The sequence below is a fragment of the Acinetobacter sp. ANC 3882 genome (assembly GCF_022549545.1).
Classification (GTDB): Bacteria; Pseudomonadota; Gammaproteobacteria; order Pseudomonadales; family Moraxellaceae; genus Acinetobacter.
Genome location: NZ_JAKZGB010000001.1, coordinates 358,551 through 383,039, shown reverse-complemented (window position 1 = coordinate 383,039; position 24,489 = coordinate 358,551). Strand labels below are relative to the sequence as shown.

At 37.7% G+C, this 24,489-nt stretch carries 25 protein-coding genes; 10 read left to right on the top strand and 15 right to left on the bottom strand.

The genetic code is table 11. The annotated features are described in order from the left end of the window. Window positions 1-100 precede the first annotated feature (100 nt). Together MMO42_RS02010 and MMO42_RS02005 are read left to right on the top strand one after the other, a co-directional pair. On the top strand, window positions 101-1,684 hold the full coding sequence (locus MMO42_RS02010; RefSeq protein ID WP_241318988.1) for a histidine-type phosphatase: 1,584 nt from the start codon (window positions 101-103) through the stop codon (window positions 1,682-1,684). Between the two features lie 100 nt (window positions 1,685-1,784). Then, complete coding sequence (locus tag MMO42_RS02005; protein ID WP_241318986.1) at window positions 1,785-2,525, top strand: adenosylcobinamide-GDP ribazoletransferase; 741 nt, start codon at window positions 1,785-1,787, stop codon at window positions 2,523-2,525. Window positions 2,526-2,582: 57 nt separating this feature from the next. On the opposite strand, the gene MMO42_RS02000 is transcribed toward MMO42_RS02005, so the two are convergent. The 3 genes from MMO42_RS02000 to MMO42_RS01990 form a co-directional block, all read right to left on the bottom strand. Continuing rightward, a complete protein-coding gene (locus MMO42_RS02000) occupies window positions 2,583-4,049 on the bottom strand; it encodes a PepSY domain-containing protein (protein ID WP_241318984.1) in 1,467 nt (488 codons plus the stop codon). Window positions 4,050-4,052: 3 nt separating this feature from the next. Beyond that, window positions 4,053-6,164 carry a TonB-dependent receptor gene (locus MMO42_RS01995; RefSeq protein WP_241318983.1) on the bottom strand — a complete coding sequence of 704 codons (2,112 nt, stop codon included), beginning with the start codon at window positions 6,162-6,164 and terminating at the stop codon, window positions 4,053-4,055. 72 nt (window positions 6,165-6,236) lie between these two features. Then, a complete protein-coding gene (locus MMO42_RS01990; protein WP_241318982.1) occupies window positions 6,237-6,731 on the bottom strand; it encodes a hypothetical protein in 495 nt (164 codons plus the stop codon). A 118-nt stretch (window positions 6,732-6,849) separates the two neighbouring features. Here MMO42_RS01990 and MMO42_RS01985 point away from each other — a divergent pair, with 118 nt between their 5' ends. Next, window positions 6,850-7,668 carry an AraC family transcriptional regulator gene (locus MMO42_RS01985; protein WP_241318980.1) on the top strand — a complete coding sequence of 273 codons (819 nt, stop codon included), beginning with the start codon at window positions 6,850-6,852 and terminating at the stop codon, window positions 7,666-7,668. A 26-nt stretch (window positions 7,669-7,694) separates the two neighbouring features. Here MMO42_RS01985 and MMO42_RS01980 read toward each other — a convergent pair whose 3' ends face one another. From MMO42_RS01980 to MMO42_RS01970, 3 genes are all read right to left on the bottom strand, one after another. After that, a complete protein-coding gene (locus MMO42_RS01980) occupies window positions 7,695-8,297 on the bottom strand; it encodes a LysE family transporter (RefSeq protein WP_241318978.1) in 603 nt (200 codons plus the stop codon). Window positions 8,298-8,445: 148 nt separating this feature from the next. Further along, entirely contained in the window at window positions 8,446-9,537 is a 1,092-nt protein-coding gene (locus MMO42_RS01975; protein WP_005293898.1) for a 3-deoxy-7-phosphoheptulonate synthase, read from the bottom strand. 118 nt (window positions 9,538-9,655) lie between these two features. Continuing rightward, window positions 9,656-10,543: a sulfite exporter TauE/SafE family protein gene (locus tag MMO42_RS01970; protein WP_241318977.1), complete on the bottom strand. Its 888-nt coding sequence runs from the start codon at window positions 10,541-10,543 to the stop codon at window positions 9,656-9,658. A 218-nt stretch (window positions 10,544-10,761) separates the two neighbouring features. Between MMO42_RS01970 and MMO42_RS01965 the strand changes: the two genes are divergently transcribed. Beyond that, window positions 10,762-11,136, top strand: a complete 375-nt coding sequence (locus tag MMO42_RS01965) for a hypothetical protein (protein ID WP_241318975.1) — start codon at window positions 10,762-10,764, stop codon at window positions 11,134-11,136. 36 nt (window positions 11,137-11,172) lie between these two features. After that, complete coding sequence (locus MMO42_RS01960; RefSeq protein ID WP_241318973.1) at window positions 11,173-11,364, top strand: hypothetical protein; 192 nt, start codon at window positions 11,173-11,175, stop codon at window positions 11,362-11,364. Window positions 11,365-11,426: 62 nt separating this feature from the next. On the opposite strand, the gene MMO42_RS01955 is transcribed toward MMO42_RS01960, so the two are convergent. Genes MMO42_RS01955 through MMO42_RS01945 form a run of 3 tightly spaced genes read right to left on the bottom strand, consistent with a single transcriptional unit; the run spans window position 11,427 to window position 13,545 of the window. After that, on the bottom strand, window positions 11,427-11,699 hold the full coding sequence (locus MMO42_RS01955) for a DUF1634 domain-containing protein (RefSeq protein WP_241318972.1): 273 nt from the start codon (window positions 11,697-11,699) through the stop codon (window positions 11,427-11,429). Beyond that, the gene (locus tag MMO42_RS01950; protein ID WP_241318970.1) at window positions 11,696-13,249 is read right to left on the bottom strand and encodes a PepSY-associated TM helix domain-containing protein; all 1,554 of its coding nucleotides are present in this window, start codon (window positions 13,247-13,249) and stop codon (window positions 11,696-11,698) included. The genes MMO42_RS01955 and MMO42_RS01950 overlap by 4 nt, the downstream gene beginning before the upstream one ends. 2 nt (window positions 13,250-13,251) lie before the next feature. Continuing rightward, entirely contained in the window at window positions 13,252-13,545 is a 294-nt protein-coding gene (locus MMO42_RS01945; RefSeq protein ID WP_005293917.1) for a hypothetical protein, read from the bottom strand. Between the two features lie 247 nt (window positions 13,546-13,792). Between MMO42_RS01945 and lpxB the strand changes: the two genes are divergently transcribed. Then, window positions 13,793-14,971 (top strand): lipid-A-disaccharide synthase, encoded by a 1,179-nt coding sequence (gene lpxB / locus MMO42_RS01940; protein ID WP_241318968.1) that lies wholly within the window; start codon window positions 13,793-13,795, stop codon window positions 14,969-14,971. A 43-nt stretch (window positions 14,972-15,014) separates the two neighbouring features. Here lpxB and MMO42_RS01935 read toward each other — a convergent pair whose 3' ends face one another. Further along, window positions 15,015-15,884 carry a DUF2797 domain-containing protein gene (locus tag MMO42_RS01935; RefSeq protein WP_241318966.1) on the bottom strand — a complete coding sequence of 290 codons (870 nt, stop codon included), beginning with the start codon at window positions 15,882-15,884 and terminating at the stop codon, window positions 15,015-15,017. A 37-nt stretch (window positions 15,885-15,921) separates the two neighbouring features. Between MMO42_RS01935 and MMO42_RS01930 the strand changes: the two genes are divergently transcribed. Together MMO42_RS01930 and MMO42_RS01925 are read left to right on the top strand one after the other, a co-directional pair. Further along, on the top strand, window positions 15,922-16,383 hold the full coding sequence (locus tag MMO42_RS01930) for a DUF6231 family protein (protein WP_241318964.1): 462 nt from the start codon (window positions 15,922-15,924) through the stop codon (window positions 16,381-16,383). Window positions 16,384-16,530: 147 nt separating this feature from the next. Continuing rightward, the gene (locus tag MMO42_RS01925) at window positions 16,531-17,148 is read left to right on the top strand and encodes a YidB family protein (protein WP_241318963.1); all 618 of its coding nucleotides are present in this window, start codon (window positions 16,531-16,533) and stop codon (window positions 17,146-17,148) included. 61 nt (window positions 17,149-17,209) lie between these two features. Here MMO42_RS01925 and MMO42_RS01920 read toward each other — a convergent pair whose 3' ends face one another. The 3 genes from MMO42_RS01920 to MMO42_RS01910 form a co-directional block, all read right to left on the bottom strand. Next, the gene (locus tag MMO42_RS01920; protein WP_241318961.1) at window positions 17,210-18,310 is read right to left on the bottom strand and encodes a porin; all 1,101 of its coding nucleotides are present in this window, start codon (window positions 18,308-18,310) and stop codon (window positions 17,210-17,212) included. A 252-nt stretch (window positions 18,311-18,562) separates the two neighbouring features. Continuing rightward, window positions 18,563-18,976, bottom strand: coding sequence for an HIT family protein (locus MMO42_RS01915; RefSeq protein ID WP_241318959.1), 414 nt, complete (start codon window positions 18,974-18,976; stop codon window positions 18,563-18,565). An 85-nt stretch (window positions 18,977-19,061) separates the two neighbouring features. Beyond that, window positions 19,062-19,331 carry a YARHG domain-containing protein gene (locus tag MMO42_RS01910; RefSeq protein WP_241318957.1) on the bottom strand — a complete coding sequence of 90 codons (270 nt, stop codon included), beginning with the start codon at window positions 19,329-19,331 and terminating at the stop codon, window positions 19,062-19,064. 1,967 nt (window positions 19,332-21,298) lie between these two features. Here MMO42_RS01910 and MMO42_RS01905 point away from each other — a divergent pair. Beyond that, window positions 21,299-22,291, top strand: a complete 993-nt coding sequence (locus tag MMO42_RS01905) for a hypothetical protein (RefSeq protein WP_241318956.1) — start codon at window positions 21,299-21,301, stop codon at window positions 22,289-22,291. Between the two features lie 533 nt (window positions 22,292-22,824). Then, window positions 22,825-23,409, top strand: coding sequence for a lysozyme (locus tag MMO42_RS01900; protein ID WP_241318955.1), 585 nt, complete (start codon window positions 22,825-22,827; stop codon window positions 23,407-23,409). Between the two features lie 42 nt (window positions 23,410-23,451). On the opposite strand, the gene MMO42_RS01895 is transcribed toward MMO42_RS01900, so the two are convergent. Beyond that, window positions 23,452-23,769, bottom strand: coding sequence for a multidrug efflux SMR transporter (locus MMO42_RS01895; protein WP_241318954.1), 318 nt, complete (start codon window positions 23,767-23,769; stop codon window positions 23,452-23,454). 201 nt (window positions 23,770-23,970) lie between these two features. Then, window positions 23,971-24,414, bottom strand: coding sequence for a BLUF domain-containing protein (locus MMO42_RS01890; protein WP_241318953.1), 444 nt, complete (start codon window positions 24,412-24,414; stop codon window positions 23,971-23,973). Window positions 24,415-24,489: the final 75 nt, after the last annotated feature.

Below are 24,489 nucleotides of genomic sequence, written 5' to 3'. Positions count from 1 at the left end.
CATTTTTTCAGTATTCATGAGCGTCATATCGATGTAATCGAACTGTCATTAGCACTGCCTATGATACAGGTCAATTTCTTGACCTATAATCAAATCAATCATGAATATATTATTGAAAAGTAGTGTGTTATGCGCAAGTATTTTATTAGCAGCATGTAATAATGATGACCAACAACAGAATCAGACCTCATCTGAAACCATTACCGAATCAAAATATTATCAAACCAAAACACCCTACCAACCACAACAAGACCTGAAGAAATACGAAGCCATTCCGCAAGGTTTCCAGCCTGTATTTACTGAGTTGGTTGCACGTCATGGTTCACGCGGTTTATCCAGTATCAAATATGATCTCGCACTATATAACCTATGGAAACAAGCCAAAGCAGAAAATGCATTAACACCATTGGGTGAAAAACTTGGTGCTGATTTAGAAAGCATGATGAAAGCCAATATCTTGCTGGGCTATAGCGTGGAAGGAATTCGTCAATTTGGTTATGGCAATGAGACTATGACTGGGATTCAGGAACATCGTGGGATCGCAGATCGTTTATTACAGCGTTTACCAGATTTATTTAAAACAGCTTCGACTCAGTCTGCATCAATTTTAGTGCAAAGTTCAGGCGTCGATCGCGCAGTAGACAGTGCCAAGTTCTTTACCGCAGAATTGATTCAACAGCAGCCTCAACTGAAAGCGAACATTACCCCAATGTCATACACCAGTTTAGCCAGTAGCAGTGTGCCAACGGTTGAAGATGGTGGGGTTGATCGATTTAAACTGTATTTTCATAGTTTGAATAAAGAGCAGGATTTAGCAACACCATTATCGGCATCTCAACAAGCCATTTATGATGCGAGTCAAGCTTATCAAAAGTTTGAAGAAGATGATGCCGAACTGATCAAAAAACTGAATGAGCTTGCAAAGAATACACAGGCTGAACAAATTGCAATGCGTGTACTGAACCCACTTTTTAAGCCTGAATTTATTAAAAAACTCGGAACTACAGGTTATATCTTTAGTAATACGGGTTCATATACGGTTACTGCTCCAAATGGCGAAAGTATCACTGAAAAAGGTAAGGGAAAAAATAGCATTGCCAGCGCTGTAGATGCGGCTGCTTATGTCTATGAGTTGTATTCGATTTCAGGTGGAATGAAAACTGAATTGAAAGGGATTGATTTTGATCAATATATGCCTTTAGATGCGGCAAAATTCTATGCTGAATTTAATGATGTCAACGATTTTTATAGCAAAGGACCAAGTTTTACTGAATCGAAGAATGTCACCAGTGCAATTGCGCAAGGTTTGAAACAGGACCTATTTAAACAGGTTGATGCGATGGTTGATAAGCAACAATCGCATCGTGCGGTATTACGTTTTGCTCATGCAGAAATCATTATTCCTTTAGCGACGAGTTTAGAGTTGCATAATATGATGCAGCCTTTACCTTTGCGCCAAACCTATAATTACAGCAATAGTGCTTGGCGAGGTGAGCTGGTGTCACCAATGGCAGCCAATTTACAGTGGGATATCTATCAAAATACCCAAGGCACGACTTTGGTGAAAATGTTCTATAACGAAAAAGAAACCTTGTTTAAGTCAAGTTGTAACTACGCGCGATATAGCAATAATAGTTTTTATTATGATTATTTAAAGCTTAAACAATGCTATCAAATTCAATAATCTAAGATATTCAATCTTTTCATTCGGGAATGGCTTGCTATTCCCGATTTTACTTCTTCATAATTCAAGCATGATAAATCTAATGTGATTGAGAGTTTGCATGACGCCTTTTTGGATTGCCTTGCAATTTTTGACGGTTTTGCCAATTGAACTAAAAGCCATACCAACTGCAAAGCAAAACGGTCAGGCCTTACTGTTTTATCCTGTGGTGGGCGTATTGATTGGGCTGATTTTATTTATAGCGACCATGATGTTTGCGAAACTTCCGATGATGTTGAGTGCTGGCTTGATTTTGGTGCTCTGGATTTGGCTAACAGGAGGACTGCATTTAGATGGTCTGGCAGATACAGCTGACGCATGGGTCGGAGGATTTAGTGATCCTGAACGTACGCTGAAAATTATGAAAGATCCTGCTTGTGGTCCAATTGGGGTGCTTAGTTTAGTCGCGGTATGCTTGCTGAAATTTGTGGCTTTATATGTCTTGCTTGAACAACAAATGACAGCCTTTTTAATTGTATTGCCCATGCTTGGGCGAAATGTACCGCTATTTTTATTTCTCACTACACCTTATGTCCGTACGCAAGGGCTTGCAAGTTCATTCATTGATAATTTACCACGAACCGCAATATGGATTGTATTTGTCATTACATTAGCATTGCTTTGTGTGTTTTTACTCTCTGGATTCGTTGCTTTATTGATCTTTTTGATCATTGTTTTCTATTTACGCGCTGTATTTATGAAACGTATTGGCGGGATTACGGGTGATACGTTGGGTGCTGCGATAGAGTTGAGCGAGACAGCTGTATTACTCGGTTTTGTGATGTCTTCATTTTATATTTAAGCAGTCAAAGAATGAATTTAGTTGATTCCCCCTAAGCAAGGAGGAATCAATATGGGTTTAGAATCGTTTTTTGACTTGTACAAGAAAACCGAGAACAACAAAGAGTGCAACGAAGCTCGCTATGCTTCCAAGCAAAATATCTCTCAGCGTTTTATCAAGGGGTAACCATGTCCATTTGTGCAAATAAGCAAAACTGAAACCTTCTAAGGCGTCTTGTTGAGTGATTTGCGCAGCAATAACACCACTACTAGGCTCAATATACAATCTAAGTTGATTCTTGAGATGGGTTTCGACTTTGATTACTGGGAGTCGCTTATGAATAAAACCATATTCTCCACCAAAACTTGTTACCCATGAGGCCTGATGCACTTGTTCGGGTTTCAACGCTAAATAACTTGCAGCCAATCGTTTACTTTGTTCAAGAATATCCAGCTTTGTAGCATGATTGGCATCAATGAACTGAATCATTGGTGCAGTCGTTTTCTTATTTTGGTGATGATCATGTTCTTTAACTGCGGTCATACTGCCTTGTAACTCAACTTGCCCAAGTGGCTGTATCATCCAAGCAGCCTCTGTTTGAGTTGGATTTAGTGAAATAGGAACCAAATCTAAACGCTGTAAAGGTTGTTGAATGACATATTGCCATGCAGCAGGATTTAATGAGGCTGTATAAAAGACGGGTTGAACATTTTCAATATCAGCTTTCTTCTGCCAAAGATGATAAAAACCACTGATGATCCAAAGTAAAATAAATACACTTAAACAGATCCCGAGATAGCGGTGTAGAAAACGAATTGGCTTTTGACCTAGACGATGATTATGGCGGTTTTGAATTTTAAAAAATAATCCAATTCCCATAACACTGAGAACAAAAATACCGATCAGCGCAATTTGCATGAGCAGCTTTTGTCCACTCCACGGTTGCTCGCCCCAAGTCCAGGTATGACCTAAACGGAATATCTTTGCCATCCACATCTTTTGGTCATTCGATAGGGTCGCAAGTCTGGCTTGTGAGGGATCAACATATGCTCTTAGGCCATTATCAAAATTGACACGCCAGACTGGGAGTAAACGATTTACACTCGGATAATCATCGCTAAATGCTGTAATGAGTTGGGCAGAAATGATTTGTTGCTCTAATAATCCTGTATACCAGATTGCTAAACGTTTTGCATTTTGCTGTTCTGCATTTTCAATGGTTTGACCTGTTTGACTATTAAAATACTCAGCAATATCTTGATGTGGCAGTTGCACCCGATAAGCCACTAAGTTGGGTTGTAGTTCAACGGTTTGTAATGCGGAAAATTGGTCTATCTGTTGCTGTCTTAAAATAGACGCAACAGGTAAGGCATGTTCCAGATTAAATTGTTGTGATGGAGGCATTCGTTTTACAGGCTGGGGTTGTGTTGCACTCATAATGGGATGCAATACACCCGTTAAGGCCCAAAATAAAACCAGAATGCCGAGCACCATCCCAAAACTACGGTGCGATGACAGTAGTTTTTTGAGTTGTTTGGCATTCATTGATTATTTTCCAAAATGATAGCGTAAGCCTAATAAATAAGTCCGTGGAGCAGCTGGTGTATAACTGACTTGGTTATTACTAAACGAGGTACTTTCTGCATAATGCACATCTGTCGCATTCAAGATCTGCCCAAAGACCTCATAGGCATTTTTACGATAGTTGGCACGCAAATTTAGTAAGGTATGTCCATCATATTTTTCTGTATTGGCATCGTTGATCCAGTATGAGCCCACATAAACACCCTCAGCCGAGAGTAGGAGTTCTGAAATGGGCTTGATTTGATATTCAACAGTACCAAAGGTTTGAGGTGCATTGGGCATGGTATTGCCACTGTAATCTAAAACACTAGAAGGTTGGAATTGCTTATACTCATGTTTTGCAACGCTGCCAGATAGTTTTATACGTTGATCATAAATATCGCAGAGTTTCCAAGTTCCCCCAATTTCAATACCTTGATGTAAGGTTTTGCCTGCATTACGAGGTTCACGGGTGTTATCAGGTTTAGTATAGTTCATCACTTCATCTTCACCTTTTAAGCGATATAAAGTGATTTCACCGTCTAAGCGTTCATTAAATAATTTAAAGCGCAGACCTGCATCGATATTATTAAATGTTGCTTCTTTTAGGTCTGGCGTGACCAGATTCGCACCATATAAGCTGCTGACTTCTGGTGGGACAAAACCTTGTGACCAATTGCTATAAAGATCAATTGCAGGCGTGATATTCCAGACAAAACCGACTTGAGGACTGGCCTTGTGGAAGTCACGTTTTTCATTCGGCGCCCCTGTGGTTTTTGAAGGCGTTAACTTATTCTCATAGTCATAGCTGATCCAATCATATCTAGCGCCTCCAACTAAATTTAAGTTTGGTCGCACTTGCCAATTGGCTTGTGTGTATAGGGCCTGATTATTTACATCGACATTAAAATCACGCAGTTGTTGACGTTGTTTATAACCTGTATAAACCAAGGTATTTGGATCACGGAAGACTTCTATGTCATTGGTTTTAGCTTGATTTGGAGAATGATCAGCCATCGCCCCCACAATCAATTTCACCTGATCTAGATTAATAGAATGTTGTAAATTGAGACCATAAGATTGAAAAGCATTATATGTGGTTTGTCCGCTATAGGTGCCTGTAGGTTTGCCATTTTGAACATCGGTACGGATGTTATAGCTTGGGTTTTGTTCGGTGGTATTGTCACGGTAATACAAGGTGACTTGGCTTTGTTGCTGATCATTCCATTGATGGCTAATTTGAGAAGAAAGCCGTGTGGCATCGACTTCACGATAGGTAAAGGTTTGATAGCTGTATCCTGGGCGTTTATTATAATCCTCTAGATTTAAACTACCCGTCATATCCGCTTTAAGGTGATTGTAGCTGATAATGTTTTTGATCTGGGTTGCATCAGAAATACGCCAATCATGTCTTAATGTCAGACCTTGTTTATTGCTTTCCGCGTGATCTTGCCAGCTATCGCCACGGTCACTGGCATAGGCAGAGAGTCTTAAGCCTTGTTCGCCAAACTCACTATCAAAAGTATTGGAAGCACCGACGTCCAAACGGCGATAACCTTCTGAACTGGCGCTGATGCCAAGGTCTACGGTAGGCGTTGTACTAGGTGCTTTGGTCAGGAAATTAATGGTTCCACCAATTGCATTGCTTCCATATAAGCTACTGGCAGGACCACGTAAAATTTCAATGCTATCCACACCAGCCAAATTCACTTCATACAAAGCATTGTGGTTAAACACACCCACAGGACGAATCGAAATACCATCTTCTAAATATTGATAAACAGCTGCTGTAGTGATGGGCTGGCGAATGGACATCATATGCTGTTCATTGCCCAAATCATTCATCAGCACGCCCGGTGTTTGATTGATGATTTGTCCAATAAAAGTTGCATGTTTATCTTCAATGTCTTTGCTGTTAATTTTACTAATCGCAGCAGGGGTATTATTAATCGATTCACCTTCACGACTTGCGGTTACAACGATGGTGGCTAAGGTTTTGGTTGTATCAGACGGCACAGTTTCAGCAAAAGCAACGGAGTTATAGCTGACAGAAAGGCAAGCAGCCGCTAATACAGACAAACGGAATTGAGTATTCATTTTGAACTCTATAAAAAGCAATACATAAGGACGCGCCGCAGTTGTAACTGGGCACGAAGTAAAATTTGCGATTTATAAAGCGAGTGGCGGGGCTTGTTTGGTTGGGAAAATATAAAAGATACGGGCAATGTGCAGATCTTCTGTCCATGAATAGCAGAGGCAGCGTACACGACTAAACCAAGCCAGTAGAAATATAAGTACAAATGCAAGCAGTGGGACAATAGCAACCGCATCCAAGCCATGGGAACATAAAGGACAATGTTTCATAATTTGGCTGGCAAGCGCATAAACTTCATGTGCATACTCACTCAGCTGAGTATGTTTAGAAGATTGCAACTGCTGTGCGTGATGCATGTCATGTTGATGATGACTTGAATGTGTTTGTGACATCAACGATACATTTTGAATTTCTGTGACTTGGCAATGGCTTGGCATTGCATAAAGTGCAGGTACGACGCCTGTGTGGACCATCGTTGGTAAGAAGATATGCCAGAGTAAACAAAGCAAAGTAACCGCGCCAAGACTGGCACGCCACTTAAGCAAATGTTGACGAAAACTGGACTTCATATCAGCGATACGTCGTAGGAGAAATGTGGCAGCAGTATAATCAAAATATGACTTATAGATCAAAGTAAAATTGCGGTATTCTGAGACTGCCGAATTGAAATTTTATAGGTAGATCGGTGTGTCGAAATTATCAAATTGTTCAGATTGGATGGTAAGGGCTGCTGATCATGATCACTTAGAGAGAATCGAGGCTTTCTTTTCCGATCATGCATATGAGTCGCATCAACATGATACTTTTGCGATTGGACGAACTTTGTCGGGTGTTCAAAGTTTTCACTATCGTGGGGCGCTTCGACATAGTCAACATGGCATGACCATGGTGTTGCATCCAGATGAGAAGCATGATGGTAGTGCAGGGACTCAAGATGGTTTTCATTATAAGATGATGTATGTCGAGCCTGCATTGATTCAAAAGATCATGAAAGGCAAGCCTTTACCTTTTTTTAAGCAAGGATTGAGTGATGATCCGCGGCTTTATCGAGTAACCCATACCTTATTACAAAATATGCATGATCCACTAGATCGGTTAGAAGAGGAAGATGCCTTATATGATCTAGCGACAACTTTGTATGAAGTTGCTGGCCAACCATTCAGTACTCGGCAAAGCTATGATTATATTGCGGCCGAAAAAGCCAGAGAGTTTATCCATGCTTCACTTGATCAGAACATCAGTTTGGATGATTTAGAACAGAATATAGGACGTGACCGATGGAGTCTTTCTCGAGACTTTCGATTGCTATTTGGTACCAGTCCACATCGTTATATGACCATGCGTCGACTGGATATCGTGAAAAGATGTCTGATGTATGGAGAGTCGCTGACTCAGGCGGCCATCATTGCTGGTTTTTTTGATCAAAGCCATATGACTCGGCATTTCACCAAAGCCTATGGAATTACCCCAGCAAGATGGAAACAGATTTATTCGCCTCAGCAATAAATTGTGCTTGGGAATTGAGACTAAGTTTAAATAAAATGCATCCTTTTTAAGAAATCAGACAACATCAATAGACCTGAAATGATCAAGAAAATTCCCAATATTTTATTGAGGCGGTTAAGCCAAATTGGATTGCTTAGTTTCTTGCCAATGACTGATCCTGCCAATGAATACAGCAGTGGTGCACCTGAAGCGCCAACAGAAATGAAGAAGGAAACAATGAGAATCAAGCTACCTGTGATATGCGCAGCAGGATACATAATCGTGGTCACAGGTAAAATTACCAAAATTGCTTTAGGATTTAGGCTTTGAATCCAGAAGCCATTCCAAAAACTTAGTGCTTTATTGTGGGTTTGATCTGTGTCGAGTTCAGTATGTGCCGTCATCATTTTATAGGCTAAATAAAAGGTATAAAGTGCACCGATTAAAGCAATAAAATGTAGATAATCATGTGGAATCAAAGCTGCGCCTGCATAACCAAACACAATGAATAACACCAGCATAGAGCAGCCAACACCTGCAAAAAATCCCAATGTCCGAGAGAATTGTCCATTCAGTCCGGCATTTAATCCCATAAAATTTACAGGGCCAGGGCTGTACATCACACTTAAGGTATAAAGAAAAATTTCCATGATTAACCTAAATGAATCAATAACAAAGGATAATCAAAATAGAATAAAGTGAGGCGGGCTGTATTGTACGTTTGTGCAGATTGATCAAATCTATAAATAAAAAAACAGGCTCATAAGAGCCTGTTTTTATGATGAATAAAAGATCAAATTAACGCGTTGGTAATACGTCTTTTAAGGCTTCATGCATTTCAAGTAATGCTTTTTCCGTGGTTTCCCAATCGATACAGCCATCAGTCACTGATTTACCATATTCAAGATCACACAGATTTTCAGGAATGTCCTGACGGCCACCTTTCAAGTGACTTTCCACCATGATCCCAACGATTGATTTGTTGCCATCCAGAATTTGTTCAGTGATGTTTTTCAAAACCAAAGGTTGTAAGTATGGGTCTTTGTTTGAGTTAGCATGGCTAGTATCAATCATGATCTTATTGCTAACTTTGGCTTTTGCCAAAGCAGCTTCAGCTTCTGCAACTGAAGTTGCATCATAGTTTGGCTTACCATTACCGCCACGTAACACGACGTGTGCATAAGGGTTACCTTTGGTATTGATAATCGCAACTTGACCATTTTCATTCAGGCCCAAAAAGCTGTGACCATGTTTAACAGATTGCATCGCGTTGGTTGCAACCGTTAAGCCACCATCTGTACCATTTTTAAAGCCAACAGGTGAGGATAGGCCTGAAGACATTTCACGGTGTGTTTGGCTTTCTGTAGTACGTGCACCAATCGCAGACCAAGAAATCAAGTCTTGATAGTACTGTGGTGAGTTTGGATCCAATGCTTCAGTTGCACATGGCAAACCTTTTTCATTTAAATCGATCAATAAGCCACGACCGATATGTAAACCTTTTTCAATATTGAAAGAATCGTTCATATCTGGATCATTGATTAAACCTTTCCAGCCCACCGTAGTACGTGGTTTTTCAAAATAAACACGCATCACCAGATACAAAGTATCTTTAACTTTTTCGCTAAGGACTTTTAGACGATCAGCATATTCATGCGCGGCTTTGGTATCGTGGATTGAGCAAGGGCCAATCACAACAAACAAGCGCTTATCATCGCCATCTAAAATGTTGCGTACAGTTGCACGTCCTTGTAACACAGTTTGAGATGCAGCATCAGATAAAGGAAGATCAGCTTTCAGTTCTGCTGGGGTAATCAAAGTTTGAATGCTTTTAATATTAACGTCGTCGATATCTGGCTGAGAAACTGGATTTGACTGTAGAGTATTCATTGCTGTCACAAATTCAATCGAAAGAAAAGGTTATTTTGTCTACGAATATAGCATGAAATGCCGATTGATTAACTAGCGATAATCGCAATTTATACGGAAATAATCGGCATTTTAAGGGTTAAACAGTTGTTGTTGAATGGTTTGTCTGCTGAATCACGATCGCGTGTTGGGTTTCAACTGGTTTTGGTTTCGCCTTGATCGGGTTCACCATAAAGTTTACACCCAAGGCGAATAGAGTAATACCTAGAATTTTACGGATCAGTCTTTCAGGCATACGTGAGCTAATCAAAGTCCCGACAATAATCGCAGGAATTGAACCAACCAATAGCCACATTAACAAGGTGAAATCCACGTTACCCGAAGACATATGGCTTAGACCTGCAACTGCGGTGAGTAATACAGCATGAACCACGTCTGAACCAATAATACGAATCATCGGTAAATTCGGGAACATTAAAACTAAGGCCATGATACCGAAAGCACCAGCACCGACTGATGATAAGGTCACAAAGATGCCTAATACCACACCCATAATGACAATGTAATGACGTTTGTGTTGCAAAGCATGTTGTTCGCTTTCCATATCGGCTTGTTCACGGTTACGGAAACGATCAAACAGCTTTTCAATTTGCGTACGGAAAACAATAGACACACCTGTTAAGGTCAACATAAAGCCCAAGACCATAGTCAATACAGCTTTATAGTGCGTTGACTGGCTTAAGTAATGTTCAAGTACCCATGAGGTCGCAAAAGATGCAGGAATACTGCCTAGAGCAAGCCACAGTACAATTGGCCAGACAATATTCAGTTTTTTGGCATGAACGAATGAACCGCAGAATTTTGAAATTGAGGCATAAAGTAAATCAGTACCAATCGCGATGTGTGGTTCAATTTTGAATAGACTAATCAGGATCGGGGTCATTAATGAACCACCACCTACACCTGTGATACCGACACAGAAGCCAACCAATACGCCAGCCATAATAAATTCTATAGGACCAAACATCGACAATATGCCTAATTATGCAAAAAACAGCATATCTTATGCTTTTTTAAGATAACTCGTTGTGATGAATAGTGATTTGCTTATGCATAAAAAAGCTAAAGAAATCCGAAACAATCGCTTTTTACTCATCAATTATCACGATTATCTTGCTTTAGTGAGCATGCTTGGTTTATTTTGAAGGCTGTACAAGGACTGTATTGCTGATTATCTTCATATTTATGTCTATTTTCATTCGAACCATCATTTCATTGCTGATCGCTATGTGTTTTATCACCAATAGCTATGCAATGGCTGTGTCTATGAATGAGGTTGATCAAAGTAATTTACATCAAAGCATACAAAGCCATAGTCCAGAGATGGATTGCGGAATGCCAGATATGGGCAAGCATACATCTATAAGCCTTGAGAAAATGGATTCTTCTCATTGTCAAAAAAGCCTTTGCTGTGTGGCAGTGACTTTTGTACAACGTGATCAACCACTTCAACGAATTCTACAATTCACAACGACGATGGATTCAGAATATCTGGATGAACTCACTTTAGGGGTTTATCAGTTACCTTACCGTCCTCCAAATCGTATCCTGTTTTTATAAATTCAAATTTCTTATTTTTATTTAAAGGATACAATCATGTTAAATTTTAAAACTTTATTAGTTTCAACAATCTTACTCGCAACAACTGTACCAGCATTTGCAGCAGGTGATTGTTGTAAGGAAAAAGATGCAGCTAACAAGAAAGAATGCTGTGAAAAAAAGATGAAATGTTGTGATGATAAGGATAAAAAAGCAACTCAGGAAGATCATAGCCATCACGGGCATTAATTTTTAAGTTGTGCAGCTATCCTTGGCAGAAGTTGAGGATAGCTGTTGTATTCAAGTGCATTTTATTTTTTCGATGGTTTGAGTTCATTGACCCATAACACCAATAGAAAGGTCACAGGAGTTGCAAAAATCCACCAACTGATAAAGCCAATAGAACTACCATATTTTAAACAAAGCAGGCTACCAGCTAGCAAGAAAAAGACATAAGCCAAAACTTTAAGGTGTGTTTGATAGCGAATAAAAAGCGGTTGTTTGGTTTTGTTGATTTGTTTTGAACTGCATTTATATAGCAGTAGCATCCCAATCAATATCAATACAAGGCTCAAAATGATCATGCTTTCACCTCATTTTTGGCTAATTTTGCTTTGATTTTTTGAGCTGATTTTTGTTGAATCGGTTGAATATTTTTAAAAATAAACGCGGCAAACAGGGCGCAGATTAATAGGAATAAATCAATACGCAAGAACAGCCAATAACTTTGCAGATCTGTGATCAGCTGATGATTGATCAGATAAAGCAAGTTATACACAGGTAGAATCAAGGCAACTAATCCAAAGATAAAAACCTGTGATTTCCATAAGTATTGTTTTTTCGTGAATAGTGCGATGATGAAACTCAGCGCCCAGATACTAAAAAATGTATAGATTTCATAGTTAGGTGTGGTCTCTGTCACGTGTACCAATCGATTGGCGAAAAGATAGCCGAGCATGGCTGTTGGAAGGCCAATAAATGCCGCGACATTTAAACGGTCAACTAAATAATAGCCAAAGTGGAATTGATCAGACTTGTTTTGAATCTGGCGTTTTAAACTCCAGAGCAATAAACCTGAAGCAATCATTAAACAGCCTAAAATACCCGAACAAAAGAAAGCAAAGCGAAGTACGGGCTGTGCGAAGGTCGCCATATGTAAGCCATAAACACCTGAATGTAAGGTTGCGACAGTACTATTATTACGGGTATTTCCGAGAATTTTTCCTGTGCCATCAAAGGTGATTTGTGCCTGATTTAAGGTGATCGATCGATCTTCTAACTGCTTAAAGGTAATCACGGCCTGGTCAGTATTGGGATTTTTAACTTCAATTGAAGCCAAAGCTTGTTCACCCCATTGCTGTTTTACTTTTTCTAATAAGGTGTTGATCGGCAACATTTCAGCTTTATTAGGAGGTGTGTTGGCTAGTGTCTGATTGACGGTTCTAATTTCAGTAAAAAATTGAAAAGGATTGTCTGGATAGACTTTTTTCATTCCCCAAGGGAGATAGAGGTAAAAGAAAATCGCCAAGCCTGTAAAGGTAATGGTCAAGAAAAAAGGCAGTGCTAGTACTGAAGATACATTATGAAAATCTAACCAGGAACGCTGTGACTTAAATGTTCTGAGGGTAAAGAAATCGGTAAAAATCTTTTTATGTGTGATGATGCCTGACACCAAGGCAACCAGCATAATAAATGCAGCGAGACAGGCAATCAATCGCCCAACCATGATGGGCACGCCATACAACTGGAAATGAAAATTGTAAAAGAAATCCCCACCTTGAGTTGCAGAGAGTTGAAGTTCTTTACCGGTATTGGCATCTAAACTACGGCTTTCGTAGCCACCACTGGCTTTCTCCCAATACATTTTATTGACGGGTTCTTCATGATTGGCAATGCTGAGATACCATGATTTTGCATCTGTGGCATTTTTGGCTAAATAATCTGTTGCTGTACGAATAGCAGTATCTTGATTAACTTGATATTGCGCCAGTTGTGGTTGCATCCAGAGATTAATCTGATGACGATAATATGAACTGGTCCCCATCAGAAAAATGGCAAATAAAAGCCAACCAAAAATCAAGCCTGTCCAAGCATGTAACCATGCCATCGATTGGCGAACGCCTTTATTTTGCATTTTTAATTTAAACCTACAGATAAGCCAAACAAAGCAGCTGTTAAAATCAGGCTGATCATCGTGAGTTTGAGTAAAGAGTTTGCACAAAAACTGATAATGATGAAGGCCAAATAAAACAGCGTCGCAATAAAGGCTGCTAGATAAACGGCTTCCGCTTTATCTAAGACAGCGGTCAATATCATGGTCAGGCTAATACTTAAATACATCATACAAAGATAGCCAAGAGCAAAGGTCAATACAAAGCGATAGAAAATGCTCAGTCGATAGACAAACGGAGTAGATGTAGATTTGGCCATAAACGGTCTTGGTGCAATAGGAGGGAGAATAAATCACACATGGAAATGATTCTTGTTAATATTAAATCTTAGCTGGATTGCAATCAATTCTTAGCTCATCGTAAATCTAGATTGAATTTTTAAAAATAAAAGTCATTTTAGATACTATTTGATGTTCACCAATCGTGAACAAATTGCATTGTTTGTTTCGATTCGGTGTAAAATCATTCTGTTAGAATCATTTAAATATTTCAGTGGGGCGTGAGTCTTGTTAAAGCAAAAACTAAAAATTGGTATCGTGGTGGGGGAAGTTTCTGGAGATACTCTAGGGGTGAAACTCATGCGCAGTTTTCGCGAACAGGGCATTGATGCTGAATTTGAAGGGATTGGCGGCCCACAAATGATTGCAGAAGGATTTCATAGCTATTATCCGATGGAGATTTTATCGGTAATGGGGATTGTTGAAGTTCTCAAAGACTTAAAAAAACTGTTTGCTGTCCGCGATGGGTTAATTGAACGTTGGACTGAGCATCCCGTTGATATTTTTATCGGTATTGACGCACCCGATTTTAACTTACGTTTATCCAAGACCATTAAAGAAAAGAATTTACCTATAAAAACCGTGCAATATGTTAGCCCATCGGTCTGGGCTTGGCGTCAAGGCCGGGTACATGGCATTAAACGTAGTGTTGATTTAGTTTTATGCTTATTTCCATTTGAAAAAACATTTTATGAAAATTACGAAGTACCCGCTGCATTTGTTGGGCATCCTTTGGCTAAGCAGTTACCTCTAAAAAATCCAATTACTGAGGCCAAGCATCAACTTGGGCTATCGGCACATAAAACACATGTTGCTTTATTACCAGGAAGCCGTCGTGGTGAAATTGAACGCTTATTGCCTTTATTGACGGGGGCTGCTGAAATTCTTCACCGAAAGTATCCGAATCTGGAATTTTTGATTCCTGCGATTAATGATGCGCGTAAGCATCAGATTGAACAAGGGGTTCAAAATCTAGATGTGAGTTTAAAATCAAAAATTCATATTTTAGAAAATACAGATGCCGAGTCAAAAATTGGTCGCATCATCATGAATGCCAGTGATATTGTCGCACTTGCTTCTGGTACTGCAACGCTTGAAGCAATGCTGTTACATCGTCCAATGGTGACTTTCTATAAGTTGAATTGGCTGACATATATTATCGTTAAATTATTGGCTAAAATTCCTTACTATTCGTTGCCGAATATTATTGCAGGCAAGAAAGTGATTGAGGAGTTGATCCAAGCCGATGCAACACCACAACGCTTGGCCACTGAAATTGAAAAATTAATGGACCATGAAACGGCACATATTCAAATGATGCAACATTTGAGCATGCATAAACAGCTTATTTCAGGGAATACCGAAGATCCAGTACACGCCATTCTGAATTGTCTGAATGCAAGCTAAATAAAAAAGGTGGCTTAATCGCCACCTTTTTTATTGAAGTATTTTAGGCACGAAGGATCAGTTCATAACCGGTATATTTACGGATATTGATGACACCAATATCGAGTAATAAATATTGGCCTTTAATCCCTTGCAATACACCACGAATTTTTGGTGTTTTATCTAAATTGAGCGATTTAATCTTTTCAGGATAGTGTTCTACTGGATAGATAAATTCTCGCGGTGTTTCATCCTCTAAGAATTCCAAGTCTTCATTAAATTCTAGGTTTTGACTGAATTCATCACGAATGCTTTGAATTTTCGGAGCAAATTCTTCAAGAATTTGATCGCGCTGTTCAAGCAGGTTCAACGGTTCCGCTTCACCTTTGAGCAATTTGCGCCAGTCAGTTTTATCGGCAATTTGAGTGCCAATTAAGGTTTCTAAATGCCCAGACAAACGACGAGAACCAACTTTCAAGATCGGTAATGCTTGTGTTGCACCTTGATCTAACCAACGGGTTGGCATATTGACGATACGGGTAATCCCGATTTTTAAAGCACTAGAGTTCGCTAAATACACAATATGTGGCTGGAAACAAACGTCATGCGCGAATTGATCTTCACGGCAGGTGCCTAAATGATAATGGCAGGTTTCAGGTTTCATAATACAGAGGTCACATTCGGCTTTGGTTTTAAAGCATTTGAAACAGTGACCTTGTGAATATGACTTCGGTGTTTTTGCGCCACATGAGGTACAAAAAATATTGCCTGTCCATTCAATCTCTAATTCCTGACCTAAAACGAAGGGTAGGTCAGTTTCCGAACGATCTAGTATAAATTTATATTCAACATTTGCCTTGCTTGTTGGTTGATCAGTTACACTATGCGTTTTGAGCGCTGCATGCATTTTATGACAAATGCCTTGTAGTTCCATTAATAAACTCTCATCTTTTCAATCAAGGGTTGCAGTTATGGCTGAACAAAATGTCATCACTTCTATGCTAGACGATTTATCTCAAGAACAGCCCATTCATACTGCACTTTGTATAGGTCAGCAGATTGACCAAAATGCTTCAATTCAATGGCATTATTTTAGCGTAACTGACTTTTTAAGTCTGCCATTTACGCAGCGTTATGATTTAGGTTTTGTATTATTTGATACAGATGAAATGCAAAACATCAATCAAACGCAAAAAGCACAGCTATTGGTGAAGCTACGAGACCTCATGGCAAAACGAATTGTCGTGGTCAGTAAACTGGATGATGAAAAACTCTTACGTTCGCTTGGTTTCACTCAATTGATTGATAAAACCCAGCACAATAGTGATTTTGCATTATGGCAGTTTAATATTTTGACCTATAAGCATGTCCCAGATTGGTTCAACTCCAAATTTTGGGCGAATCCAGAAAACTGGAATAAATTTCGCTGGTAAGTCCCCAATTGTTTGGTTTTTGAGTAAATACTGATTACTTGAAGATGGGTTGCAAGTTCTTGCAAAATTTAACAATTTAACTTTGTTTTGTATTTTCAAAGCAGCGTATGCTTTTCGGATAAATATTCCAAAAGGAACGTGTAGCTCATGACAGATTTAACCAACATTGTTGAAATTTTAGCAAAGCAAGCTTTAGGCGGTCAGCAACAATCAGGACAGGCTGGTGGTTTAGGTGGCATTTTAGGTTCTGTCTTAGGACAACTTGGTGGACAGCAACAAAATACGCAGAACCAACAAGGCGGTTTAGGTGGGATTCTAGGTTCAGTATTGGGCCAATTGAGTGGTGGAAATACGTCAACTCAAAGTAATGCGACGGGTGGTGGTAACACAGCACAAACCTTATTAATTGCAGTGTTACCTTTGGTTTTGGCTTGGATTCAAAAGCAAGGTGGCCTACAAGGGGCTTTGGATAAACTGAAAAATGCAGGTTTGTCGAGTCAAGTGCAAAGTTGGGTTGATCCGCAACAGCAGAATGCCGCTGATGTTCCAGAACAGAACATTCAAAGCCTATTCGATGACCAAGATGTTGAACAAGTTGCGCAGCAAACTCAAGCACCTAAACAAGCGATTTATGGTGCAATTGCTTCTGTACTACCGCAAGTAATTGATTCTTTAACTCCACAAGGCAGTAGCACCAATCCTCAAGAAGCCAATCAAGATATTCAGCAAGTGTTGAATTTGGTCAGTGGTTTCTTAAAGAAATAAAAAACAGCAAAAATAAAAGGGCAGATTGCCCTTTTATTTTTTGTATGACTTGAACTTCAAATTAGAAGTTGTATTCCATACCTAAACCGATGGTTGTTTTCTTATCATCTTTTACCAACCAATCACGTTTTTGTTGACCTACAACACCGTAGAAACGTGTTTGTTTGTTGATTTGATAGTCAGCGCCTACACCGTAAAGGTCTTGTTTACGATCATCACGACCATTCACTTCAGTTGTTGCAGAAATATATTCTGCTTTTAACTTGATTGGCGTTGATGGAATAACATATGCAGCTGTTACACCATACGCATCTTCTTGTAAACCTTTATAAGAAGTCACGACTGCTGGAGTGCCACTTGTCGTTACTACAGTGTCATCAGTTGGTTGAGTTGTTTGCCATAATGCACCAAATACTAAACCATCAACACCAGCAGGTGTTAAGTCTAATGAGCCGGTCACACGAATTGCATCTGAGTAAATATTTCCACCTAATTCGCTGTTATAAGCATTGTATTTAGATGCAACGCCAAAGTTACCAGCAACAGCAGCAGCTAAACCATAGTCTTTGTTTTCATATGTGATCGAGGTTGAAACGCCATCACCAAAGCTGTCACGGCTACCTTTCTGACCTTTTGCATTATTCGTTACAGTAGACGATTCTTCACCTTGTTGGAACATGATGTTGAATGCTAAACCACCTAGTAATTTTTTATCAGTTTCAAAACCAATCACATTCTTTAAGCGATCTTCACCAGCTAATACAGCTGTCATATCTAGCTCGTTGTGGTCGTTAAAAATATCTTGGTTGTTACCAGCAGCATTTTTAAAGTAAGAATCGAATTGACCAACTTTTAAAGTACCGATTCCATCAGATTTAATACCTACATAGCGGTTACGGTTACTGAATACATCGCCATCACCATCTGCACTAATTTGCCATTCAATCAAGTAAACTGCAGAAAGGTTATCCGTCAGTTTTTCTTCGCCTTTCACCCCAATACGAGAAGCGTTTGAATTTACTTTTGTTACGCTTTCATCTTTAAAGCCATTTTTATCAATTTGATCCAAAGTCACATTGAGCTTACCATACAATGTTGGTGCTGCTTGCGCTGCATTCATGGCTAAAGTTGCTACAGTAGCAGCAAGAAGCAATTTTTTCATTGAGATTTCTCCAAAACACTTTTTGTAAATGGCTGATGCCTTAGTTACTGTTATGAGCTTGCTTATGTACATAAAGTTACATAGCTCACTGACTTGTATGCAGTATCGGTAAACTTTGTGACAGAGAAGTGAAAGATAAATGACAGTTTGATGACGATTCATATTTAGTAATAATTATATTTCTTATTATTTTTCATTTAATTAGAAAACAAAAAAACGGAGTAAAAACTCCGTCTTTTTAAAAATCAAAAACTAGAGTACAGCTTTGATTTTTTCAGCTAAAGCTTGAATCTTTTCTTGATCACCCATTTTCGCCGCATGGCGACCAAGTTCATGTACTGAACTTGGAATCAAATGAAAGTGTACATGAGGTACCGTTTGTCCAGCAGCTGCACCAGACAACTGCATTAAAACAATCCCTTTAGCATCTAAAGCTGTTTCCATTGCTTTTGCAATTTTTTGAACAATTTGGATGGTATATGCTGCTGCATCAGCAGATAGATCCAACAAGGTCACAGCAGGTGTTTTAGGAATTACTAAAGCATGACCATCTGCTTGGGGCATAATATCCATAAAAGCGAGAACTTGATCATCTTCGTAGATTTTGATCGCAGGTAATTCGCCGCGTAGGATGCGTGCAAAAATATTTTGGTCATCGTATGCCATGATTCATCCTTTAAATAGGGCGTAAGCTTTAAATTGGTGAAATGCTCAGAGTGATACGGAGCATCAAACTCCGTAAGAGGCTTGATTATTTGCAGTTCAGCTCTTTTTGGCGAGCTTTGATTTCATCAAGACGTTGCTGTTCTTTGTCTGAGAATTTTGGTTTAGTGGTATGGCAGTTTTCATTACCAAACTTTGCTTTAGCATCTGCATCTTTGAAGCAAAAGCCCTTAGAAGCATAGATCAGGTTATAATCGTCCTGTAATTTTTTACATTCTTGTTCTGGTGCTGCAGCTTGTACGCTAAAACCTGTCAGGGTAACTAAACCGGCGAAAACTGCAACCATTAACTTATTCATGAGGTGTTCCTCTAATCAAAAAAGTATAAATCAAAGCTGTATGGAATCTATTCATATGGCACTTGATTGCTACGTATATACCAATATAAGGTTAATTAATAAAATTTCAATGAAACTATATAGTACGAGTGTAATTTTACTCCATAATTTATCCATATAATACAGAAAAACCTTATATATCAATAGCTTTATTATAATTCTTTATAAAACAGATAATTATAAGGATTAATCTTTTTAATAATTTTATTTGGTTTCATGATATTTCACTCTGTTACGGTTTATTTAACCTGATTTGCTAAACAACTCAAGACATTAATTTTGTGAACTCTGCTCGGTCGTTGACAGTCAATACATGATACCCTCAAAATATCGAACAGAAATTCATATCCATTGAAATACCTGTAGTAACGGTCACAAAAAATAGTTTATTTATTCAAACATTCATATGTTTTGTGCTAAAAACAGATGAGTGAGATAAGAGCTATTGTGCTTATACGAGTAGTAAGACTGTTTATAAAAACTGAACTTATTGATCCTTATTGTTTGAATTTTAAATAATTTTTTAAAAAATAAAATTTAGTGAGGCCTTTTAAACTTATGCTGATTATCCTCAATGGAAAAACAATAATATTGCTTAAGAGCAAGATCGTATAAATCAGCGCGATGCAAATATAGTCAAAGTGTATGAAAATTAGGCAAATATTTCTAACATGAGTCCTATTGCAAGATCTCCGTATCTGCTGATAAATCATCAATTAAATTCATTGCAGAAGGCGGCCCAAATTGGAGGAGTAATTCCAGGTCGAGGCGATCAACAGAAAGTTATACAGCAAAATCATATGTTTTCGGTGCAAAGAATAGCCAGTTTAAATTTCTGTTTTTGTAGCGGAGCGTGATCATTTGTTTGAAAAGCTCACCGAAAGGTGAGGAGCATGTTACTTTTATTATATTGTTGAACTTTAATGGTAAAACATGAATTTATACGAATTTAATATAAATAAGTATGCTTGTACTTTAAACAATGCTTCGAATGATCTAGACATAAGATCTTTTAGTAAAACTTTAAAATGTTATCAAAGTACGTAGAATTTTGTTGATTTGCGTCACACTTTTGGCTATATTTGCGTTGTTGTTTCATTATAACTAAACAACAATAACCTTCATTCAGCGCAAAAGAATAAAGGGGAAGCCCACTCTGTAGAGTGGGCTTTTTAATTTCTGAGAATACGCATATAAAAAGATCCAACTTAAAGTCTGAATGTCCTGTCTCAAATGGGATCACAGATCAAGATTGTTTTCTCACTAAGAATTGTTCTTTATCAATTAATGAGTTAGCTATTCATTTCCCTTTGCCAAAAGAGGAGATACAAGCACGTCACTCTGTTAGGACTTATATCTAGAAAGAGTGAGATGAATAAAATATGATTTAAAGCTTTATAGAAGGGAGTAAAAGAATATTTACTCCTACAGCCAATTGAATTTTAATAATTTTTTTTAAGCACATAGATCGATAATTAGAATTTTCTCTTAATATTTTCTTATGTTTTAAAGATTAATCTTGATTTAAATGTGTATATTAAATTTTAGATTGATTTAGACATATATTTTTTTAATTTAAATACACATTTGATAGTTGAACCTAAGAGTTGATTAAGGTTGCATTATAGTTTTTATTTTTAATTAATACATAAGTTTTGAAAATTCTTTGTTTTATTTGTAACTTATTAAAGTTGTAATAAATTTATTTTATTGTGATTGGTTTGATGAAGTCATGCAGAAGAATTGAACCAGAAAGCCTGCCATTAGTTTATGGTAGGCTTTTTAATTTTGGAATGGGTTTAATACTTTTTCTAGTTATTTAATTATGGTTTTAAAACCTTGTAAAAATATTTTTTATACTTAAAAGTTAGATTGGGTAACTAAAATTATCTGTTGGAAATAACTAGTCAAAAATTCAAGGAAAATTAATGAAAAATATATTAAATGGGTTGCTATTGCTTCTTATATCTAACCACATATATGCTGCTGTAACGTGTGGTACATCCTCGTCAATATTGCCAAATTTGAATAGTGTTTATAAGTCAGGGGAGTTTAGGGTTTTTTACTCATCAGATCCAAGTAATACTGACTATATCCCAGACCAAACGGATATAAATCATAATAATATTCCAGATTATGTCGAAAATGTAGCTATTCAAGCTAGTGCAACTACAGAGGCGTTATCGAGCCTTGGTTTTATTCATCCCTTGAGCAGCGATAGATATGCCGGTGCTGCCAAATACATCGATATCCATTTAACCGCACTATCTGGTAATGGAGTCGCTTATGAAAATCCATCTGTATTTATAAATAAACCAACTAAAGAAGGAAAATGTGCTCTTAATTTGTATATCCGAAACAATTTAGAAGAATTTCCTGGAAATTATTGGACTACAGTGACGCATGAGATTTTTCATCTTTATCAATATGGATATAATCAATTTAAAGGTGGTTGGTATCTAGAAGGAATGACGAATTGGGCTGAAAGAGTTTTACGTCTAGGAACTCAAGGTGGCAATGGCTTAACTCCGCTGCCAGCTACACAAGCTCAATTAAATACAGATGTTTATGATGTGGCATATAATCAATTGTGGCATCGTTTAGCTGTACTTTCAGATACCACAAATGGTCAATTAAACCTCTCTCCAAGTCTAGTGAATAAAACCTATACGGATGGTACCAAGGTGTTTAAGGATGAGAAGTTAAAAGGATATTTGTTTATTAAAAAGACACTAGAAAATTTGAAAATTAGATCAGATCAAATATCATCACAAAATGGCTGGAACCCTTATAATTGGGAGGAAAGTGAGCAGTCTAACCCTAACAATAGATCATATATGTTAAAAGCAATTCAAGATTCAATGTTACAGTTTGGAATGAATCAGACATTAGAAGAAAAAGATTTTTTACTTTTGCATTAAAAATTTAGTTCACAATAGTTTTTGTATTTTAAGCCATCCTCGGGTGGTTTTTTTAATTGCTAATATTTATCAATGAAGCTAGTTTTGTTATCAAAAATTTTCATATCTTTTTAAAATAATTTGAATTACAGAAGCCCATATTTTATATCTGGTCCATAAAATATGAGAGTTGATTAGATAAATTTTTCTTAGGTCTAAAATTACGTTGTATAGCATTAAATAAAATAATTTTAATTTTTATCAATGCTTTATGGTTTTAAGTTGGCTTTGCAAAATAAGATTGCACTTATTACCTCAGCTGGAAAATTCATAATCATGCAAAGGTTGAGTGAAGTATAGATATAAGTTCAACAAAAAAAGTTCGGCTTGGTACTAGACGATGTTATTTAAAAACCAAGATTGGTTGGATGTACACAATCAAAAGGTTGATTTTTAATATTGACTCTGCCATTTTTAAACTTTGAGAGTTGTACGATAGATTGCAGAGTAGTTTGGTTTAACCGAATGATGGATAAAAAGATAGGTGAGGAATAATGAGGACTATCGTCGACTTTTTGCGTAGACTCAGTAGTGGAAAATTGACTCAAAAACGCAACGATGCTGCAGATAAAAAATTTAATATAGCGACTGCCTATGATGTAGTTGATAAACTAGGCGTGGCGATTGATCCTAGAATGTCCATAAGTTCGATCGGTATTAATTTGATTACGAACTTTGAAGATTTAAAATTGAAAGCATATGACGATGGCGCCAATGTGTGGACTATTGGCTTCGGTACCACAGTTTATCCGAATGGTGTTAGGGTTAACAAAGGTGACTCTTGTACTAAAGAGCAGGCAATATCTTTTTTCCAATATGATTTAAGACGCTTTCAGAAAGCCGTACATGAGGTGGTAACTGTTCCACTTTCTCAAAAGCAATTTGATGCACTCGTTTCTTTAGCATATAACATCGGCACCAATGCGTTTAAAAGTTCCACATTGGTGAAATATCTGAATAGTTTAGATTACAGAAATGCTGCTGATCAGTTCCTTGTTTGGAATAAAAGTAATGGCAAAGTATTAAAAGGACTGGTTCGACGACGTGAGGCTGAGAGACACCTATTTCTTAAGCGTTAATTTATAAAAAGCCCTCATTCGAGGGCTTTTTTATTACTTTGACTAGCTGGATGTCACTTTCATCAACACAACACCAAATATGATGGAGGCGGCAGCTAAAATACGTAAAAAAACCATTGGCTCGTGTAGAAAAAAGATACCAATCAGGAATGCACCTACAGCACCGATACCGACCCAAATTGTATAAGCAGTACCTAGAGGCAAAGTTTTCATAGCTACGGCGAGTAAACCAAAGCTTAAGATCATAAATACAATAGTAATAACGCTAGGGGTAAGCTTGGTAAAACCATCAGACATCTTCATTGAATATGCCCATACGATTTCAAAAATACCAGCCAAGATAAGATAAGCCCAAGCCATTTCGACACCTCTTATTAATATTTTTAGGTCGTCCTAAAGCTTGAAAAATTAAACAAAGAGGTCGTCCCCTTCGAAAGATATATAAGCACTACTCGGTAATAAGTTCAATTTCTTTTTGTTAAATTTTATTCATGTATCCAACAAGGTACCTTTAACTATAGATACCTTTTTGATCTTCACGTTAGATGAAAGATAGTTTATTCACGAAAGATAAGCTTGTACATCGTATTCAGGTTCACCCGCTAATACAGAAACGAATTTCTCAACCGTCTCTGCTGTAAGCAGATAAGGGTTGAATTCTTCTAGATGATACTTCATAAAAAAATCTGAAATGTTCTGATTAATAGGTGAAAATTTCATGGACCACTGTGAGAAAAATTGATTTTCGCATTGAGTGTAATAGAGAATTTCACAATTGATATGACGTTCATCTTTCACAATTTTGTTATAAAACAAATCATCAATCGTATGCTTTTGACCTTCTAAGCATTGCACAAAATAGCCATGGCCATAATATAAAACGCCTCTAATATCATTGCGATAATTAAAATCAACTGCCTCATCGAGGATTTTAATCAAATCTTTTTTTAAGTTTGAGTCAATATTCTTAATTTTGCTTACGTATAAAAGTCTAACAGACTCCATTGAATATGCTCATTTTTGCAGGTTGATATCTTGTTATATAGAAAAAACAATAGTTTGTATACTTTCGTCTGTAAC

Excerpts from the sequence above, each read along its gene's own strand:
- MMO42_RS01970 (WP_241318977.1), bottom strand. The coding sequence starts at position 10,543 with ATGTTTGGTCCTATAGAATTTATTATGGCTGGCGTATTGGTTGGCTTC.
- MMO42_RS01990 (WP_241318982.1), bottom strand. The coding sequence starts at position 6,731 with ATGAAGTCCAGTTTTCGTCAACATTTGCTTAAGTGGCGTGCCAGTCTT.
- MMO42_RS01915 (WP_241318959.1), bottom strand. The coding sequence starts at position 18,976 with ATGGCATACGATGACCAAAATATTTTTGCACGCATCCTACGCGGCGAA.
- MMO42_RS02010 (WP_241318988.1), top strand. The coding sequence starts at position 101 with ATGAATATATTATTGAAAAGTAGTGTGTTATGCGCAAGTATTTTATTA.
- MMO42_RS01900 (WP_241318955.1), top strand. The coding sequence starts at position 22,825 with ATGAGGACTATCGTCGACTTTTTGCGTAGACTCAGTAGTGGAAAATTG.
- MMO42_RS01995 (WP_241318983.1), bottom strand. The coding sequence starts at position 6,164 with ATGAATACTCAATTCCGTTTGTCTGTATTAGCGGCTGCTTGCCTTTCT.
- MMO42_RS01945 (WP_005293917.1), bottom strand. The coding sequence starts at position 13,545 with ATGGCCAAATCTACATCTACTCCGTTTGTCTATCGACTGAGCATTTTC.
- MMO42_RS01895 (WP_241318954.1), bottom strand. The coding sequence starts at position 23,769 with ATGGCTTGGGCTTATCTTATCTTGGCTGGTATTTTTGAAATCGTATGG.
- MMO42_RS01955 (WP_241318972.1), bottom strand. The coding sequence starts at position 11,699 with ATGATCATTTTGAGCCTTGTATTGATATTGATTGGGATGCTACTGCTA.
- MMO42_RS01935 (WP_241318966.1), bottom strand. The coding sequence starts at position 15,884 with ATGGAACTACAAGGCATTTGTCATAAAATGCATGCAGCGCTCAAAACG.
- MMO42_RS01910 (WP_241318957.1), bottom strand. The coding sequence starts at position 19,331 with ATGAATAAGTTAATGGTTGCAGTTTTCGCCGGTTTAGTTACCCTGACA.
- MMO42_RS01890 (WP_241318953.1), bottom strand. The coding sequence starts at position 24,414 with ATGGAGTCTGTTAGACTTTTATACGTAAGCAAAATTAAGAATATTGAC.
- MMO42_RS01965 (WP_241318975.1), top strand. The coding sequence starts at position 10,762 with ATGTCTATTTTCATTCGAACCATCATTTCATTGCTGATCGCTATGTGT.
- MMO42_RS01980 (WP_241318978.1), bottom strand. The coding sequence starts at position 8,297 with ATGGAAATTTTTCTTTATACCTTAAGTGTGATGTACAGCCCTGGCCCT.
- MMO42_RS01920 (WP_241318961.1), bottom strand. The coding sequence starts at position 18,310 with ATGAAAAAATTGCTTCTTGCTGCTACTGTAGCAACTTTAGCCATGAAT.
- MMO42_RS02000 (WP_241318984.1), bottom strand. The coding sequence starts at position 4,049 with ATGAATGCCAAACAACTCAAAAAACTACTGTCATCGCACCGTAGTTTT.
- MMO42_RS01925 (WP_241318963.1), top strand. The coding sequence starts at position 16,531 with ATGACAGATTTAACCAACATTGTTGAAATTTTAGCAAAGCAAGCTTTA.
- MMO42_RS01905 (WP_241318956.1), top strand. The coding sequence starts at position 21,299 with ATGAAAAATATATTAAATGGGTTGCTATTGCTTCTTATATCTAACCAC.
- MMO42_RS01960 (WP_241318973.1), top strand. The coding sequence starts at position 11,173 with ATGTTAAATTTTAAAACTTTATTAGTTTCAACAATCTTACTCGCAACA.
- MMO42_RS01930 (WP_241318964.1), top strand. The coding sequence starts at position 15,922 with ATGGCTGAACAAAATGTCATCACTTCTATGCTAGACGATTTATCTCAA.
- MMO42_RS01950 (WP_241318970.1), bottom strand. The coding sequence starts at position 13,249 with ATGCAAAATAAAGGCGTTCGCCAATCGATGGCATGGTTACATGCTTGG.
- MMO42_RS01975 (WP_005293898.1), bottom strand. The coding sequence starts at position 9,537 with ATGAATACTCTACAGTCAAATCCAGTTTCTCAGCCAGATATCGACGAC.
- MMO42_RS02005 (WP_241318986.1), top strand. The coding sequence starts at position 1,785 with ATGACGCCTTTTTGGATTGCCTTGCAATTTTTGACGGTTTTGCCAATT.